Annotated in this window: 14 protein-coding genes; 6 read left to right on the forward strand and 8 right to left on the reverse strand. The window is 68.9% G+C overall.

What is annotated here, in order from left to right; translation table 11 throughout:
• Positions 1 to 52 precede the first annotated feature (52 nt).
• Genes VF168_07800 through VF168_07810 form a run of 3 tightly spaced genes read right to left on the reverse strand, consistent with a single transcriptional unit; the run spans position 53 to position 2,328 of the window.
• The gene (locus tag VF168_07800) at positions 53 to 934 is read right to left on the reverse strand and encodes an RIO1 family regulatory kinase/ATPase (GenBank protein HEX7004075.1); all 882 of its coding nucleotides are present in this window, start codon (positions 932 to 934) and stop codon (positions 53 to 55) included.
• A 17-nt stretch (positions 935 to 951) separates the two neighbouring features.
• Entirely contained in the window at positions 952 to 1,422 is a 471-nt protein-coding gene (locus VF168_07805) for a hypothetical protein (protein HEX7004076.1), read from the reverse strand.
• Positions 1,423 to 1,440: 18 nt separating this feature from the next.
• On the reverse strand, positions 1,441 to 2,328 hold the full coding sequence (locus tag VF168_07810) for an RIO1 family regulatory kinase/ATPase (GenBank protein ID HEX7004077.1): 888 nt from the start codon (positions 2,326 to 2,328) through the stop codon (positions 1,441 to 1,443).
• Positions 2,329 to 2,657: 329 nt separating this feature from the next.
• Here VF168_07810 and VF168_07815 point away from each other — a divergent pair, with 329 nt between their 5' ends.
• A complete protein-coding gene (locus VF168_07815; protein HEX7004078.1) occupies positions 2,658 to 3,728 on the forward strand; it encodes a CAP domain-containing protein in 1,071 nt (356 codons plus the stop codon).
• Positions 3,729 to 3,825: 97 nt separating this feature from the next.
• Entirely contained in the window at positions 3,826 to 5,313 is a 1,488-nt protein-coding gene (gene thiI, locus VF168_07820; GenBank protein HEX7004079.1) for a tRNA uracil 4-sulfurtransferase ThiI, read from the forward strand.
• A 62-nt stretch (positions 5,314 to 5,375) separates the two neighbouring features.
• Here thiI and VF168_07825 read toward each other — a convergent pair whose 3' ends face one another.
• The 4 genes from VF168_07825 to VF168_07840 all read right to left on the reverse strand — a co-directional run bounded on the left by VF168_07825 (position 5,376) and on the right by VF168_07840 (position 10,121).
• On the reverse strand, positions 5,376 to 6,800 hold the full coding sequence (locus tag VF168_07825; GenBank protein HEX7004080.1) for a hypothetical protein: 1,425 nt from the start codon (positions 6,798 to 6,800) through the stop codon (positions 5,376 to 5,378).
• 66 nt (positions 6,801 to 6,866) lie between these two features.
• Entirely contained in the window at positions 6,867 to 7,733 is an 867-nt protein-coding gene (locus VF168_07830) for a carbohydrate ABC transporter permease (protein ID HEX7004081.1), read from the reverse strand.
• The gene (locus VF168_07835) at positions 7,730 to 8,830 is read right to left on the reverse strand and encodes a sugar ABC transporter permease (GenBank protein ID HEX7004082.1); all 1,101 of its coding nucleotides are present in this window, start codon (positions 8,828 to 8,830) and stop codon (positions 7,730 to 7,732) included. The genes VF168_07830 and VF168_07835 overlap by 4 nt, the downstream gene beginning before the upstream one ends.
• A 43-nt stretch (positions 8,831 to 8,873) precedes the next feature.
• Positions 8,874 to 10,121 carry an ABC transporter substrate-binding protein gene (locus VF168_07840; protein HEX7004083.1) on the reverse strand — a complete coding sequence of 416 codons (1,248 nt, stop codon included), beginning with the start codon at positions 10,119 to 10,121 and terminating at the stop codon, positions 8,874 to 8,876.
• Positions 10,122 to 10,395: 274 nt separating this feature from the next.
• Between VF168_07840 and VF168_07845 the strand changes: the two genes are divergently transcribed.
• From VF168_07845 to VF168_07860, 4 genes are read left to right on the forward strand one after another with little or no spacing between them, the layout of a single operon-like run.
• Complete coding sequence (locus tag VF168_07845) at positions 10,396 to 11,313, forward strand: PfkB family carbohydrate kinase (protein HEX7004084.1); 918 nt, start codon at positions 10,396 to 10,398, stop codon at positions 11,311 to 11,313.
• 12 nt (positions 11,314 to 11,325) lie between these two features.
• Complete coding sequence (locus VF168_07850; protein ID HEX7004085.1) at positions 11,326 to 12,402, forward strand: tagatose 1,6-diphosphate aldolase; 1,077 nt, start codon at positions 11,326 to 11,328, stop codon at positions 12,400 to 12,402.
• Entirely contained in the window at positions 12,399 to 13,475 is a 1,077-nt protein-coding gene (locus VF168_07855) for a Gfo/Idh/MocA family oxidoreductase (GenBank protein HEX7004086.1), read from the forward strand. Before VF168_07850 ends, VF168_07855 begins: the two co-directional genes overlap by 4 nt.
• 7 nt (positions 13,476 to 13,482) lie before the next feature.
• Positions 13,483 to 14,478, forward strand: coding sequence for a Gfo/Idh/MocA family oxidoreductase (locus VF168_07860; protein HEX7004087.1), 996 nt, complete (start codon positions 13,483 to 13,485; stop codon positions 14,476 to 14,478).
• Positions 14,479 to 14,545: 67 nt separating this feature from the next.
• Here VF168_07860 and VF168_07865 read toward each other — a convergent pair whose 3' ends face one another.
• The gene (locus VF168_07865; GenBank protein HEX7004088.1) at positions 14,546 to 16,795 is read right to left on the reverse strand and encodes a hypothetical protein; all 2,250 of its coding nucleotides are present in this window, start codon (positions 16,793 to 16,795) and stop codon (positions 14,546 to 14,548) included.
• Between the last annotated feature and the right edge of the window lies 1 nt (position 16,796).

Consider the following 16,796-nt stretch of genomic DNA (forward strand, 5'->3'; position numbering starts at 1 on the left):
TGCGAGAGCCATTCCCGGTCGTTGGCCGGGCTGCAGTGGCGGCGACGCGCCCTTAGCGCCGCAACGGCCCCGAAGCCGGGTAGCCCGCCGTCTGTCTGGTCTCCAGCAACAGCAATGCGGCGTCCTCCTCGATCCCCAATTGAGCGAAGGAGGAGCAGAGAGACCTGATGTCGCGTTGGAGCAGGTCGGCCGCCGCCGGGTTGCGATCCACCTCCACCGCCTGGGGTAGGTCGATGAGGACGAGCTCCTCCGCCCACCAGAGGAGGTTGAAGGTCGACAGGTCGCCGTGCACGAGACCGATCTCCAGGAGCCGCGCCGGCAGCAGGCGGGCGGCCTGCCACGCCCGTTCGGCCTCATTGGCATCTAGTTGCACGTCGGAGAGCCGAGGCGCCGGCTCCTCGTCGCCGATCCACTCCATGAGCACCACCCGGCCGGCGAGAACCATCGCTTCGGGGTCGGGCCCGACAGCGGGCAGGGGCACCCTCACCCCCGCGTCGTGGAGGCGCCAGAGGGTCAGGTACTCGTGGAAGACCCAGTCGGCGAGTTCGGGCGAGAGCCCGCGTCGTCGTGCGTCGCCAAGCAATTTCCGGATCCGTCGGTCGGCCACTCGCCGCCCTTCCAGATAGGCTTCGGCCGCCCTGAAGCCGCGGACCTCGATATCGCTGTAGACCTTGGCCGCCAACCGCCCTACGGGGCCGTTGGCGCGGTAGAGGGTCGCCTCCTTGCCGCCGCGCACTTGATTGCCGAGCTCCTTCAGGAGGCCCCGCGCGTGCAACCACTCGAGGCCCGGGTCGGCGAAGGGTGAGCCGCCATCGTCGCCCGGGCCCGTCGCCAGCTCCTTGCGGCGCCTTGCGCCTTTGGGCCGGCGCCGCTCCTTGCGCCGACCGAACCGCTCCTCACCGAAGTCGTCGCCCCAGTCGTCGCCGTCAGCCATGGCTCATCCGCTCGAACTCAATCGCTCTCGACCAGTCCCAGGGTCCCCCGCAGTTCGGCCAGGAATGCGGCTTCGCCCTCCGAGATCCGCGGACCGAACCAGCCGCTGCGCGACGCCCTGGCGACTCTCTGCGCCAGCTCGAAGAGGAAGCGTCTGAACTCCATGCCGACCTCGTCCCTGCGCAACACGGCCTCGATCCGTTCGATGTCGCGATGCAACGTCTCCTTGGTGATCGCGCCGCCCGGTTCATCCTCTTCGACGCGCAACTCGCTCCCCTCGTGCCTGCGGAAGAGCTCCTGCACGAGCGGGTTGTCCGGGTAGCGTTCCCGCGCCTCATAGAGGAAGGTGCCGGCGGCGGTCATCTCGGAGAAGTAGGCGACCGGGCCGGAGCGGTCGGCCGCGACGGTAGCCAGCAGCACCGTTGCGGCCGCTTCCATCAGCAGCTCATGGTCGTCATCGCCGTAGGGCTCGCTGTTGACCTGGTTCATCTGACCTCCTGGTCAAGTCTAGCTGCCGGGACGGACGATCCCGCCCTTCACTCGTCGCAGCGTTGCGGTCGGGTCGGCCCGTACCCCCAGCTTGCGGAACGAGCGACAGAGGTTCGCGACGTCCCGCTCCAGCAGCTCGCCGGCTTCAGGATTATCGGCCGCATCCACCATCTGCGGGAAGTCGATGGCCACTACCCGCTCCCGCCACCAGAGCAGGTTGTAGGTCGACAGGTCGCCGTGCACCTTGCCGAGCGCGTGGAGCCGGCGGGCGAACTCGACGCTCTGCTCGAAGGCGCTCAGCGCCTCCACGGCCGGCAGGCGGATGTCGGAGAGGCGGGGGGCCGGCCCCTCGTCGTCGCCGATGTACTCCATGAGCACCACCCGTCCGGCGTCGCCCAGGTCGATCTTGTCGGGACCGATCATCGGCTTCGGCACAGGCAGACCGGCTTCGAACAGCTGCCACAACTGCAGGTACTCGTGGAACACCCACAGGTCCTGTTGCGCCTCCAGCCCCTTCGCGGTGCGTTGCGTTATCGCCTTCTCGATCCTGGAGTCGCCGATCCAGCGGCCCCGCCGGTATACCTCGTCGTTGCGGAAGGAGCGCACCCGTAGGTCGGCGTACGCCTTCGCCGCCATCAGGCCGTCGGGCCCGCTCACCAGGTAGACGGTCGCCTCCTTGCCGCTCTTCACCTCCCCCAGGAGTTCGTCGATCTTGCTGATCTCGAAGAGGTGCTGGAGTTCCGGATCGGTGAAGCGGGCCTCGCTGCTTGATCCCGACTCCTCCGCCGTGGCCTCCTGCGCCACCAGGTCGGACAGTCGTTGCCGGCCGCGTGGCGGCCGGCGGTCGTGCCGCCGCGAGAAGCTCTCCTCGTTGTCGAGATAGTCGTCTGCGTACTGCGTGTCCACTCGGTTCAAGCGGTCCTCCATGCTGAAAGAGCTCGAGGACGCGCGCTGCTCGTAACCGGTCCACCTCGTCGCCGGTCCGCCTTCCGGAGGCTTGCCGGGTCAGTAGTTTCCGCCGATCTACAGTGAGTGAACGCTCAGGAACGGGCGCGCGTGCCAGTCGATCCGGTCGCAAAAGCAGTTATCGCTGGTCATGGACACCACCACCCTTCCTGACGTGCTCATCAAAGATAGGAGAAGTAGCCGGAGCTTGTCAATCGTTGCTTAATGCAGGGGACGCCACGCGAAATACCTCTCGCAGGGTCCGCTGCGGGCGACCGTAGACTTCCGCAGTGCGTCGTCTTCCCCTGCTTCTCCTCCTGATCCTCCTACCTTTCACTGTCGCGAACGGTCTGCCCGTGATCGATGATCCGCCGGCGAACGCGCTGCTCGAGCGAGCCCTGCTGAAGGAGACGAACGCGGCGCGCGCCCGATTCGGACTGGCGCCGCTGCAGGCCCACGAAGGACTCGCTCGAGCCGCCCGGGGCCATGCCCAGGAGATGGCGCGACTGGGTTTCTTCTCGCACAGCGGCCCCAACCCGGAGAGCGCCACCCTCGAGCATCGACTCGCCCGGGCCGGCGTGGCCAGCACCACGGCAGGGGAGAACCTCGCCCTGTTGCGTGGCCAGCAGGACCTGGCCGAAGCGGCCGTCGAGGGCTGGTTGCAGAGCCCGCCGCATCGTGCGGCACTGCTGAACGGCGACTACACTCACGTCGGCTTCGGGGCCTTCGACAGCGTCACCGGCGAGACTTACATCGCCCAGGTCTTCTCGAGAGAGCCACGGGAACTGCTTAGCGCGAAGGTCGTTCGCGAACCTCGCGCCGGATTCGACCTGAGAGTGGAGGTCGAGGTGCCGAGGCCGCTCACGGTAGTACCGAGGCTCGATGGTGTGGTGGGCGAGCCCACGATGCTCGCTCCCGGAGACGCGATGCTCGACCTGTACGCGGTCAGCGGCGACCTGCAGCAGCTGGTCCTGGCGGTAGCGCTGGACTCCGCCGGCCACTACCAGATCCAGGATGGCGGCTGGATAGCGCCGGGTAGCGGCAGCTGGCAGGCCGACGCCAGCATGCCCCGCTCCGCTCTCGCCATAGAGGCGGTCGAAGCGCGCAGGGCGCAAGGCGACGTCTTCCGGCTCGACCTCCACTACCAACCGACCGCGGGTGAACTCGCCGTATTCGTCGACGAGCAGCATGTGCGTGGAGCGCAGGTCGCTCCCGGTCATCTGCGCGTCTACCTGCCCAGCGACTCCGTGTCGCGGGTGAAGGTGGGCGCGGTCGATGGCCGCACCGTCATCCCGTTCGACCGCTTCACTGTCGCACCGGGCTCGAGCGGACCGGTGGTACGCGCGGGAGTGATCCGATAGCCGCGCGACTGCGCCGACGCCGCCCGCACGCGAGTCCGACGCGCCGCGTCACCTCGGCCGAACAGGAGCCGGCACCCCCAGGGCTTATCGTGAGGGGGTGCAGGAGTTTGACGAGAGACTGATAGTTGTCAGGCCGGCGGCCGAGGTGACGCTCAAGTCGAAGCGCACCCGGGACAAGTTCATGCGTTCGCTGCGCAGCTCCGTACTCGACGCGCTGCAACGCAACGGCGTCCGTTGTCGCATCAGGAGGCGCCCCAGTCGGCTCTTCGTCTACCTCACCGAGGGGCCCTCGGCGGCTGCTGAGGAGGTCCTCTCGCGGGTCTTCGGCGTCGGTTCCTACTCGCCGGTGAGGGCTGTCTGCGAGGCCGACCCCGAGACGATAGCGCGGGTGGGCCACGAGGCGTTCGCCGACCTCGTGGCCGGTCGCAGCTTCGCCGTGCGGGTGAAGCGACTGGGCCAGCACACGTTCGGTTCTATGGACGTAGCCAGGGAGCTGGGCGCCGCCCTGCGACCTTATGGCCCTGTCGATCTCGACGACCCTCAGTTCGAGGTCCGGGTCGAGATCATCAACGACCGCGCCTACCTCTTCGAGGAGCGTCTGCCCGGTATCGGCGGCCTGCCGGCCGGCACCGAATCCAGGGCGCTCTCGCTCATCTCCGGCGGGTACGACTCGGCCGTCTCCTCCTGGCAGATCTTGCGCCGGGGGGTCGAACTCGACTTCGTGCTCTTCAACCTCGGCGGAGCCGCCTACGAGCGGATGGTCGCCCAGGTGGTGAAGGTGATCTGCGACCGCTGGTGCTTCGGCGGCAGGCCCAGCCTCTTCGTAGTCGACTTCGCGGCCGTCCTCGAGAACCTGCGCGGCAACGCCCGTGAGGACTACTGGCAGGTCCTGCTCAAGCGCAGGATGCTGGCGGCCGCATCCCTCCTCGCCGAGCGGCTGGGCAGTGAAGCCCTCGTCACCGGCGAATCGATCGGTCAGGTGTCGTCACAGACCCTCAGCAACCTCAGGGCGATCGAGGATGCGGCCTCGCTGCCGGTGCTCAGGCCGCTGGTGGGCATGGACAAGCGGGACATCATGAGAGAAGCCGAGCTGGTGGGCACAGCGGCCCTCTCTGCCCAGGTGCGGGAGTATTGCGCGCTGACCTCGCTACGCCCGGTAGTCGCCGCCGACCCGCTGGTCGTGGCGGAAGAGGAGCGGAAGCTGGACGACTCGCTTCTGCGGCAGGGGGTACTTGGCGCCAAGGAGCTGAAGCTCAGGACGCTCGACCAGGCCGACCTGATGCTCCCCTACCTGTTCGTCGACGAGGTACCCGTGGGCTCGGTCGTCATCGACTGCCAGACCGAGCGGCAACACCGGGCGTGGCACTACCCGGGCGCCCGCCACCTCGAGGCGGCCCAGATCCTCAGCTCGCCCCGCGATCTGGACAAGGAGGCACGCTACCTCCTCTACTGCGCTCAGGGGATGCAGAGCGCCCAGGCCGCGGAGGTGCTCCAGCAGCTGGGATACGAGGCCTACTCGTTCCGCGGCGGCACTGCGGCGCTCCGGCGGCTGGCCGAGCGGGAGGAGCGGGCCGAGCCGGCCTGAGCCGTCCACGCGGCCGGCACGGTCAGCGGCTGCCGTGGTGATGCCCTCTCGCTGGCCGGCGGTCAGAGCGTGTCCCTCGCCGGGACGGGCTCCAGGACCTCGACTCCCAGCCAGGAGCACAGCTCCAGCGCGCCCTCGGTTAGATCGCTCTGGCCGAAGGCGAAGTGATGAGGGAGACGGTGGTCCAGCACGTTGGCGACGAAGCCGCGGGGGGTCACGGGGTCCTTGCCCCAACGGATGTCGCTCAACCAACCACGCACCCCGTCGTAGCCTCCGTCCTCGAAGGTGACGTCGCGGAACTCGCCGCTGAACAGGAGCGCCCGTTCGGCGCCCGCCGTGAACCTGAAGCCTGTGGCGGGACCCGGCCTCACGATCATGTCCCTCACCGTGCCGACCCCGTCCCGATTGAAGTGGGGCGCCAGACGGGTGGCGCCCGCGCTCCAGGAGAGCGGGCCGTTGCCGCAGTGCCAGAAGAGCGCTCCGCGTTCGGGGTCGACGTCCGACAGGTCCAGCAGCAGAGCGGCCTCCCCGCTCATCCCCTGGAGCGCCAGCATCGACAGCGCGCCCATGACGTCACCCTCGCAGGCGGCCGCTACAGCGCCATCCCCCAGGCGAGCAAGCGTCGCGCAAGCCATCGTGCCGGTCTCGTCGGGCAGTTCAGGCCAGCAGCGCAGGGCGATAGCGTCGTACTCGCTCTCGCTGACGATCCTGCCGAGGGCGAGGTCGAGCGCGGCGCTCCGCCTCAGCTGCTCCTCCGTGACAGCCGACCCTTCCCGCCAGCTGGCTGCCAGTTCTTCGGTCGCAGCGGAAGGGACACGGGCGACCCGTTCGAAGAGGGCGGTGAGCTCCATCCGCTCGACGGTCACGCCGGGTAGCCGCGGCTCCTGCTCCAGCCCGTAGAAGTGGGGCGCGGTGCCGCCTATCTGCAGGATCCTCGCTCCCCGCAGGGCCCGGAGACCTCGCAGGGCGGTGAGGGTAGGTGTGAGGCGTTCTCGGAACCAGTCCGAGTCGGCACTCCCGTAGAACCACTTGGCCGGCATCTCCCGCTCCACGGGTGGACGATCGAGGAAGCTCAGCGTCATGTTGAGGCCGCAGAGCGAGTTGAGCGGCAGTGGACCGGTGGTACGGTCGGCGCCGGCCTCCTCGGGCAGCGCCCACAGGCCCAGCGGCAGCGGCAGCCGCAGGAAGGGGGCCGGCGTCTCACCGGTAGCGAAGGTGGTGAGCTGGACGAGCAGCAGGTCGAGGTCCTGCGCTGCGAGTTGATCGGCGGCGAGCTGAGCGCTCGCCTGGTCGTGCACGGCGAAGCGGGGAAGCGGTGAACCGGTGGCGGCGTGAACCGGGCCGGTCGGGAGTTCTGGGAGGACTACCTCGAAGCCGTTATTCGCGGCCAGCCGCTCGAGACCCTCGAGGCTGTCGAGCGCGGCGGCCGGCGAGTCGCCCTTGAAGATCGGCCGGATGATGGCGACGAATCCGATTCGCAGGGACACGATCCAGCCTACTGCCGGACGTCCGCGGGACGAGTGCGACCGCCGCGACGGCGAATCGGCGAATCCTCACCCCTTCACCCCGCCGGCCGTGAGGCCGCTGATAATCCGCTGCTGGAAGAAGATTATGAGCGCCACCAGCGGCAGGATGCCGAGGGTGACGGCCGCGCTGATCACCGCCCAGGGGAAGGAGTACTCGCCCTGGTAGAGGGTGATCCCGACCGGTACCGTGCGCATCGCCTGGGCGCTGTTGAAGGTGAGCGCCAGGAGGAACTCGTTCCACGAGTTGACGAAGACGATTATCGCCGCCGTCACCACCCCGGGTGCCGAAAGCGGCGCTACGATCCGGAAGAGGGCGCCCACCCGAGTTGCGCCGTCGACCGTCGCGGCGTTCTCCAGCTCGTCTGGGATCAGTTGGAAGAAGCTGGTGAGGATGAGGGTGGCGATGGGCAGAGAGAGCGCCACGTAGGGGATTATCAATGCCCAGTAGGTGTTGAGCAGGTTGGGGGTGAACCAGGCCAGGCCGGGGATCTCGAAACCCACGAACATCCGGTAGAGCGGCACCAGCAGCACCAGCGCCGGGAACATGCTGGAGATGACGATGGCGGTGAGGATCAGCCGGCGGCCAGGTAGCCGCAGCCGCGCCAGGGCGTATCCGGCGAGTGCTGCGAACAGCACGCAGACGATCGTGGCGGCGAGCGAAACGACCGCCGAGTTGAGCATGAAGCGGGCGAACGGGTTCTCCGTGAACACGGCGACGTAGTTGCTCCAGGTCGGGTCCTGCGGCAGGTAGGTGATGGGGAGGCGGGTGAGCTCGCCCTCCTCCTTGAACGAGGTGAGGATCAGCCACACCGATGAGAAGAGGCCGTTGAGGATCACAAGGACGAGGCCCAACCGCGTGAAGATCGTGCCTGCCGGCGAGGGCTTGCGGTTCATTCCTGGTAGAGCCAGCGCAGGTAGACGACGGTGATCCCCAGGCTCAGCAGGAAGAGGATGGTCGACAGGGCCGCGGCGTAGCCGATGTCGAGACCGAGCGTGGTGCCGTGGATGTAGATGCCGAGGGTCTCGAGCGCCCTGCCGGGGCCGCCTCGGGTCATCGCGTAGGGGATGTCGAAGGTCTGCACCGCCGTGAGGGTGCGGAATATCAGCGCCACCGCGATGGCCGGCCGCAGGAGCGGAAGGGTGATCCGCCAGAAGCGTTGCCAGGCGCTGGCGCCGTCAACCGTGGCCGCTTCATACAGGCTCCGGTCGATCGACTGCAGGCCGGCCAGCAGGATGAGCCCCACGAACGAGGAAGTCTTCCAGACGATGGCGATGATCACCGCGACGATCGCAGGGGTGACCCGGGCGAGCCACAGCGGGCCTTCGATCCCCAGCTGGCCGAGCATGTCGTTGATCACCCCGTAGCGACTCTGGAAGAGCCAGGCGAAGGTGAGGCCTGCGAACACCCGCGGCATCGCCCAGGGCAGTAGCAGCGCGACCCTGACGAGCCAGCGCAGTCGCGACCCGACGTTGGCGAGGAGCGCCAGCGGAAGCCCCACGAGAAACGAACCGGTGACGGTGGCCACGATGATGAGCAGGGTTATCTGGAACGAGTTCCAGAAGCGGGGGTCGTTCCAGCGCCCCTCCTCGCCGGGGTGGAAGCCCAACAGCAGGCCGGCTACGAGCAGCAGCAGCGAGCTCCAGATGAGCGCACTACGCCGGGACGTCTTCCACCAGACGGGGATGAGTGCCGCTATGCCGAGAAGCCGCCAGCCCCACAGGCGGGTCGCGCTCCAGGTCATCCCCTCGCCCCACAGCATCTCGCGGAAGTTCTCCAGGCCGATGAACGGAGTGCCGCGCTGAGGGACGTTCAGCCGTTCGAAGTGGAGCGACTGCCAGATCACGTTGAGGACCGGGTAGAGCATGACCACCGCGAGCGTGACCAGCGCAGGCAGCAGGAGCAGCCAGGCTAGCTGCGTCTCGGTGGGGTTGCCGCGGAGTAGTCTCTGCCAGAAGCCCGGCGGTCGGTAAGTAGTCGAGGTCTGGGCCATGCAGAAGGGGCGCGCGAGCACGCGCGCCCCGCCGTCACGTCGGCTAGAAGTCGAATATGTCCTCGAGGCCGGCCTGCATCGTCTCGAGGGTCTCGTCGATATCCATCGCACCGGCGAAGAAGCCGTTCATCGAGGTGCGGATGACCTCGCTAACCTGTGTGTAGAACTCGGTCTGAGGCCGCGGTCGGGCGTTGACGATCACATCGTAGAACTGCTCGAAGTGAGGGGCCGCTTCGAGAACCGCCGGGTCGCTGTAGAGGCTCTCACGGGCGGGGATATGGCTCGCCTGGACGGCCAGGGTGCGCTGGCTGTCCTCGCTCGCCATGTACTGCATCAGCTCGAACGCAGCCTCCTTGTTCTCGCTGAACGGGTTCATCGCCCATTGGAAGCCGCCCACGCAGGTGGCCGACTGGCCGCCCTCGAAGGCGGGCAGGGGCGCCACCCCGACCTTGCCCTGGACCTGGCTCTCCTCGCCTTGGAAGTGCGCCCAGGCGTAGCCCCAGTTGAGCATGAAGACCACGTCCCCGGCCTGGAACTGCTGCCGGGAGTCGTCGGTGGCTACCTCCGCGATGTTGCTGGGGGTAATGCCGGAGTCGAGGGTCTCCTGGTACCACTCCAGCACCTGCCGGCCCTCGGGGCTGTCGACGGTGATGTTGCCCTCGCTGTCGCGCCAGTCGCCGCCGGCGCTCCAGAGCGGCTCGAGGAAGGTGCAGTTGGTGCCCTCGATGGCAGCGCCCTGGTAGTTGAAGCCTTGCAGGTTCGGATCGCCTTCGCCCTCCTGGATGGCCAGCGCCTGCTCCTTCAGTTCGTTCCAGGTGCGCGGCGGTTCGAAACCGTACTCCTCGAGCAGGTCGGCGCGGTAGTAGAGGAACTGAGCGTCGGTCCAGGCCGGGATGCCGTAGAGGGTGCCGTCGACGAGGTTGGCCTGTACGGTGCCGTCGAGGTAGGGCTCGAGGAACTCCTCCATCGCCGCCTCGCTCTCGAAGTAGTCGTTGAGCGGCTCGGCCCAACCGGCGGCCGCGTACTGCGGCGGGTCGATGACGTCGAAGAGGAAGACGTCGATTTCGCCGCTGCGGCTGGTTAGGACCGTACTCAGGTACTGCTGGCGCACGTCGGTGGTCGCGCCGCCCAGTTCGAGTTCGGTCTCGATGCCGGTCTCCTCGGTGAACTGCTCGAGGATCGGGCCGATCACGTCGGGCCGCAGCGTCGAGCCTATGAAGACACGCAGCGTCTGTGCGCCGGCCAGCGGCAACAGCATGAGAAGCGTGGTGAGAAGGACTCTACGGTTCATCGTTCCTCCCTCTGGGCCGACTCCGCCAGTCGTACGCGCCGGCCCTCGTGGCATGCAGCCGCTTTCCGCGGCCCTGCGCCCATCGTCACGAGGACCTCTCCTGTCCGTTCAGAACCCGGAACGGTCCCTTTTGAGATTCCCTGAAAGTAGCACACGGAGGAGGAGGCTCGACAGGGGTCGGCGCCGCACCTCCTGCTATCGTGGGCTCCACCGTGCCCACCCCCCTCGCCAACGTCGAGAAGCCGCAACGTGACACTGGCCCGGGAGACTGGCCGTGACGCGCGATGGGCTTCCACTGGTCGTCTGCGCCGGCCTCTCCTGCGTCGATCACATCTGGCAGGTCGGATCGTTCCCGCCTGCGGCCTCCCGTACCGATGCCTCCGGCTACCGCCTGCAAGGCGGCGGCCCGGCCGCGACCGCAGCCGTGACCGTCGCACGGCTGGGAGGCAGGGCCCACCTCTGGGCGGTTCACGGCGACGACCCCGGCGGAGCCTTCGTTGTGGACGAGTTGAAGAGGCTGGGGGTCGAGACGGGCGGCGTGAGGGTGGTGCCGGGGGCGACATCCTGGGTCAGTGCCGTGCTCGTGGCGCCCGATGGCGAACGGTGGATCTTCCCCTACCGCGGCGCCGGTCTGCCCGACAACGCCCCCAGCGAGCGCCCGGCCGATGCCGGCGCCCTGCTCGTCGACTTCCGGCAACCCCGGCTGTGCCGCGAGGCGATCGACTGGGCGGCCGGACGCGGCGTGCCGATCGTCGGCGACCTGGGCAACGCCCGCTACTGGGAGTCGAGCGAGCGGCTGGACGTGATCATCGCCTCGGAGGAGTGCGCCGAGGAGGTGCTGGGGCGCGACGACCCGGAGGCGGCCCTGGCCGCCATGCGCTGGCGGCCCGACCAGCATGTGGGCGTGACCCTGGGGGCGGAGGGGTACCTGTACGATGCCGGCCAGGGAGTGCGCCACCTGCCGGCCCTGCCGGTAACGGTCGTGGATACGACCGGGGCCGGTGATGTCTTCCACGGCGCCTACGCCTTCGCCCTTGCGAGTGGCTGGGATGCCGACCGGTGCGCAGCCTTCGCCTCGGTGACGGCGGCCATCTCCTGCACGGGCGTGGGAAGATCAGCGATACCCGACGGCGCCACCGTCGAACGACTACTGGAAGAACGCTCGCTGGGTGAGCTGCGGGAGGGCGCATGAAGGTGGAGTTCGATGAGTGAGCCGAAGGTGTCTCTGAGCGCGGGCAAGTACCGCTGCCTGCAGAACCTCGCCGACGACGGGGGGCGCTTCAAGATGGTGGCCGTCGACCAGCGACCCCCGCTCTTCCGCGCTCTCGCCAGACATGGCGACCGGGACCTGGAGGAGGTCGGCGACGGCGAGATAAGCGACGTCAAGAAGTTGCTGGTGGAAGTCCTCGCACGGCACAGCAGCGCCATCCTGGTCGACCCGATCTGGGCTCACCCCGATGCCCTGCCGCTCATTCCGGGCCGGGTGGGCCTCATCTCCACCCTCGAGGACTACGCCTTCGAGGAGCGGGCGGGCGAGCGCTATTCACTACCGATCGAAGGGTGGAGCGTGGCCAAGATCAAACGTTGCGCCGCCGACGGAGTGAAGGTACTCGCCTACCACCGACCCGATCTCTCTCCGGCCGCCGCCCAGCACCAGGACGCCTTCGTGGCGAGCGTGGGCGAAGCATGCCGCCGCCTCGACATACCCTTCATCCTCGAGCTGATCTACTATCCGAAGGGGGACGAGCGGGTCGACTCTCCCCGGTTCGCCAGCCAGAAACCCGAGATGGTGCTAACGTCGCTGCGGCACTTCGCCCAGCCCCGCTTCGCCGTGGACCTCTTCAAGCTGGAGTTCCCGGCAGACCTCAAGCACACCTTCGAGTTCGCATCGGGCGCCTTCGACGGCCGCGAGCGCGAACCGGTCTACCGGCTCGCCGAGGTCGAAGGGTACCTGCGTGAACTCGACTCCGCCTCCCCGGTGCCGTGGGTGCTGCTCTCGGCGGGAGTGGGCAGGCGGGAGTTCGCCGTCGACGTGGAACTGGCCGTGGCCGCCGGCGCCAGCGGCTTCCTCGCCGGCCGGGCCGTGTGGTTCGAAACGCTCGACCCCTACCCCGACATGGACGCGGTTCGCCGGAGGCTCATCGACGAGGCGGTTCCCTACCTGGCCTCGATCTCCGGGCTCGCCGACCGGGCCCTGCCCTGGACGGACCACCGACGCTTCGGTGGCGCCCCCGTCATCGAAGGGGCTGGCCGGGACTGGTTCGAAAGGTACGCGGAGTGAGCGAGGAGCTGGGAGTCCTGATCGTAGGCGCCGGCGAGATGGGCGCCCGCCACGCCGGCCACTGGCGGGAGGCGGGCGCCCGGGTGATGGGAGTGTTCGACCCCGACACGCTCCGCGCCGACGCCCTCGCCTCCTTGCATGGCGGCACCGCGGTGCGCACCCTGGACGAGGCGCTCAGCCTGGATGCTGTAGGGGTCGTTTCCGTGTGCACACCCACTTTCCTCCATGCGAATTTCACGATCGCGTCACTACGGGCCGGAAAGCATGTTCTGTGCGAGAAGCCGGCCGCCCTCACCCTGGCCGAAGCGTTGGCGATGAAGGAGGCCGAGGAGGCGAGCGGCAAACTGCTGCGCATCGGCTTCATGCGGCGTTTCGACCCGGCCACCCACCAACTGCGCAGGTTCGCTGCCGGGATCGGCAGCCCGCTACTTGCTCAGGCCACCATCGCGGCGGGCGTAAGGCCCAAGCTGATGATGCATGACGCCGCGGCCAACGGCGGGCCGATCATCGACATGTGCTGCCACGTCTTCGACCTCTGGGCGCTGCTGTTCGGGGAGGCGCCGGCGCTGGTACGGGCGCACGGTTACACGTTCAGCGAACACAAGCCGCAGGTGGCGGCGATACGAAGGAAGGCCCTCGACAGTGCCCACCTGACCCTCGCCTATCCGGGTGGGAGCGTCGGTCAGATCCAGGTGTCGTGGGGGCTGCCCAGCGGCATCGCGCCGATAGAACGCCATACCTACATGGCCCCGGAAGGTCTCGTCACCGTCGAGTGGCCCAGCGAGGTGACCCTCCACGACGGCCACGGCACCACTCGCTGGAGCACTCGCGGGGAAGACCCGTGGCGGGCTCAGATCGCCGCGTTCGCGGCCGAGATCGCCGGGCTGGAACTCGCCCCCGGAGGTTCCGGCACGCAGGCGGCCGTCGACCCGCGTCCAGTTCTCGCGACGATCGACGACGGCATCGCCGCGCTGCGGGTGTCGCTGGCTGCCATCCGCTCGGTAGAGGGACGTTGCGACGTGGGTCCGGCCGAACTGGAGCCGGAGCCGCAGATGCCCCTGACGGGCGCCTGAGATGCGGGTGGCGCTCATCGGCGGGGGCCGCTGGGGCGCGGTGCACCGCAACGCCCTGCGCACCGTGGGCGCCGACCTCGCCGCCGTGCTCGTCGCCAGCGAGGACTCGGCCCGGAGGCTCGCTCGCGAGTGGGGTGTGCCGGCGACCACGAGTATCGACGCTTTCTTCGATCAGCCCAGCGACGCCGTCATCGTGGCGGGCCCGAACTACCTCCACGCCCGCCAGACGATCGCGAGTCTCGAAGCGGGCCGTCACGTGCTGGTCGAGAAACCGATGGCGCTCGACACGCGGGAGTGCAACGCCGTCCTGGCCGCAGCCGCCCGGACCGGAAGGTTGGTGGCCGTGGGCCACGAGATGAGAGTGTTCACCCTCTTCGCCGAGGTGAAACGCATCCTCGAGGAGGGCGCGCTGGGCGCCCCGGTCCACCTCAAGATCGACCTGTGGCGCCGCCCCTACCGCAGCGGCGCCGGCGGCTGGAAGACCGACCCCGCGAAGATCGGTTCGACGGTCCTCGAGGAGCCGATCCACTATCTGGACCTGGCGCGCTGGTACCTGGGGCCGGTCGCCGAACTGCAGGCGTGGGGCAAGAGCCGCAGCGGCCGGGAGGGGCTCCGGGAGAACCTCGACGTCCGGCTCGAACACGAGGGCGGTGCTCGCTCCTGGGTCACACGCTCCATCGCCGCCTACGGGCATCAGGTAACGCTGATGGTCGTCGGAGAGGAGGGGGCCCTCCGGGCCTCCTGGCGCGGCCGCATGGACATGGACACCGAACCGGTGGTCAGTCTCACACTGCACCGCGGCGCCGCTACTCACGAGGTCGCGCTCTCCCGGAAGACTGGACACGCCTTCGATGTCCCCCGCCAGACCAGGGCATTCCTGGACGCCGTCAGCGGCAAGGGCCGGCCAGCGGCGACCGGCGATGACGGCTGCGCTGCGGTGGCGCTCTGCCTGGCTGTCGAGGAGTCGCTGCAGCAGGGGAGCAGCGTGGTGGCACTCCGCTAGTCGGGCCAGATGCAGGCCGGGGACGCGGGGCCGAGTGCGAGCGCCCCTAGGATGGTGGTCTGACCGCTTACGCCTCGTTGCGCCCGGACGCCCCGGACAGCAGCGCCACCAGGGCGTAACAGCCCGACGCCGCCCAGGCGACCGTGTCGAAGCCCCACACGATCGCCAGGGCCGTGGCTGCCACGGCGCCCGTGACCGAGGCGACCCCGTTGACCAACCAGGCGGTCGCTACCGGGCCGGCGCCCAACCGGCCGAGGGAGCGCAACAGCAGCGGGAATGGGACGCCCAGTGCGAAGGCGACCGGCAGCATTGTGGCGGCGGTACCTGCAGCGGCTCCGGCGGCAGGTAGCGAGCGCATGAGCCGTGCCGCGAGCGGCCAGCCGGCCGACCAGGCGACGGCCAGCAGAGCCGCGGCGCCTCCGGCGAAGGCGATCCACCGGTACTCGGCACCCGGGCGGCAGCGCGCAGCCAGGCCGGATCCGCAAGCTGCCCCGAGCAGCAGGGTCGCCAGTACCGTCGCGAGTGTGAGCGAGGGGTGGCCGATGAGCAACTGGGCGCGCTGCAGGACGCCTATCTCGACGAGCATGAAGCCGGCCCCCAGACAAGCGACCATCGCCGGTGCGACGAGGAGTTGTCGGCCCCGCTGGGACCCGCGCAGCGTGAACAGCAGCAGGACGCTCAGGAGGAGGGTTCCGAGACCCCAGGCCAGGGGGCGAAGCGCCCGCGGCAAACCCCTCTCGAACTGGTAGAAGAAGGGCCTCTCGTCGGTGGTGGGGCGCAAGTCCACGTCATCGCCTGCTTCGGTCAGCGCCTCCAGCCCGGCTTCACCGGCCAGTATCCGCACGAGCTCGGCCGGGCCGATCAACCCCGGGACGTAGAGGAGCGCGTAGCCGCGCGCTTCCGCCACGCGGGCCCAATCGACCGCCTGGGATCGTGTCAAAGGAGCCCCGTTCACCAGCAGCAGCGGCACCGGTGGCTGGGCGCTCGTGTCGAGGGCGGCGAAGAGGTGGCGTGCGGCGTCGTCCAACGGTTCCCCGCGTCGCTCGAGGGTGGCGAGGGCGGTAGTCATCGCTCGGGTGAGGGTGAGCTCGTCGTAGAGCTTCAGCGCCACCCGACCCTCGGTACTGAGGTGGTCGAGGTAGGAGTCGAAGGCCTCCACCGTGTAGAGGCCGTTCTCGACGAGGGCGAGGCCCCGGGCCTCGGCGGCCCCGCTCACCACCTGCGAGAGGAGGATCAGGTCGTACTCGCCGTCGCGCCGTCGCAAGGCGCTGCGGCCGTCGTCGATGATGAGCTCGGTCCCCTCGCCGTAGAGGTCGCCGGCGTACTCGACCAGGCTCCTGGTCAGGGCGACGGCCGACTCGTTTATCTCCGCAGCAACCAGCCGTCGGGCACCGGAACTGCGGGTGAGAGCGATGTCCAGGCCTCCCCCGGGACCTATCAGGAAAACGCTCTCGGGCGGGTCCACCGCGAAGGCGAGGCTCCCGATGTCGGCTAGCCAGGTTCGTGGCCTGGAAGCGTCGGGCACGAGAGAACCGGCTCCGCCGTCGAGATAGATCAGGTACCGGTCGCGCTCCTCGTGATGGACGAGGTCGGTTCGTGCGAACGAGTTCCAGCGGGTCTCGACCACGCTTGCCCCGTCGCGCAGCGTCCGGCGTATCGGCTTGGGGGTGGAGAGTTCGCCCAAGTCGAGGCTGGGGCCCACGCCGGTCGAGTGGAGGAGTACCGCCGCTGCCACCAGCAGCGCCGTGACGAGCGAGCCGGCCGAGCGCGGGGCGAGCAACGACCCGGCCAGTGCGGGAGCCAACGCCGCCGCCAGCATGCCGCCGGGTCCGCCGAGGAGGTCGAGCAGCGGCACGGCCAGGAGAGCGCCGGCGCCAGCGCCGGCCAGGTCGGCGAGGTAGAGCCGGGGGCTGGCGTCGGATCGCCGGGCGAAGATACCGGTGACGGTCACGCCGATGAACAGATAGGGGAGCGCCGTCAGCGGGAGCAGGACGAACCTCTGCCCCGAGTCCTCGCTGCCCAGCGCGTAGAGCGTCAGTACGACCGCGGCCAGCGCCGCGAGCGACGAGAAGAACGGCCAGTGGCGGGGATGCCTGGCGAGCTCGGAGAGCCGTGCGAGAGCGGCCCCTGCGGCGAGTCCGAGCACGGCGATCGACAGAACCAGATAGCTGTAGGTGGAGAAGAAGAGGACCGAGAGCAGACGAGTGAGGGAGATCTCGAACAGGAGGCCGCCGGCGGCGAGGAGACTGAGCGCGGCCGCAAGGCGGAGAGTCCTCCCGGTCCGCTGCGGCGCCCCTGCGGTGGCGACCGAAGTCACC

It is taken from the genome of Trueperaceae bacterium, from assembly GCA_036381595.1.
In the GTDB taxonomy this organism is placed as follows: domain Bacteria; phylum Deinococcota; class Deinococci; order Deinococcales; family Trueperaceae; genus DASVCN01.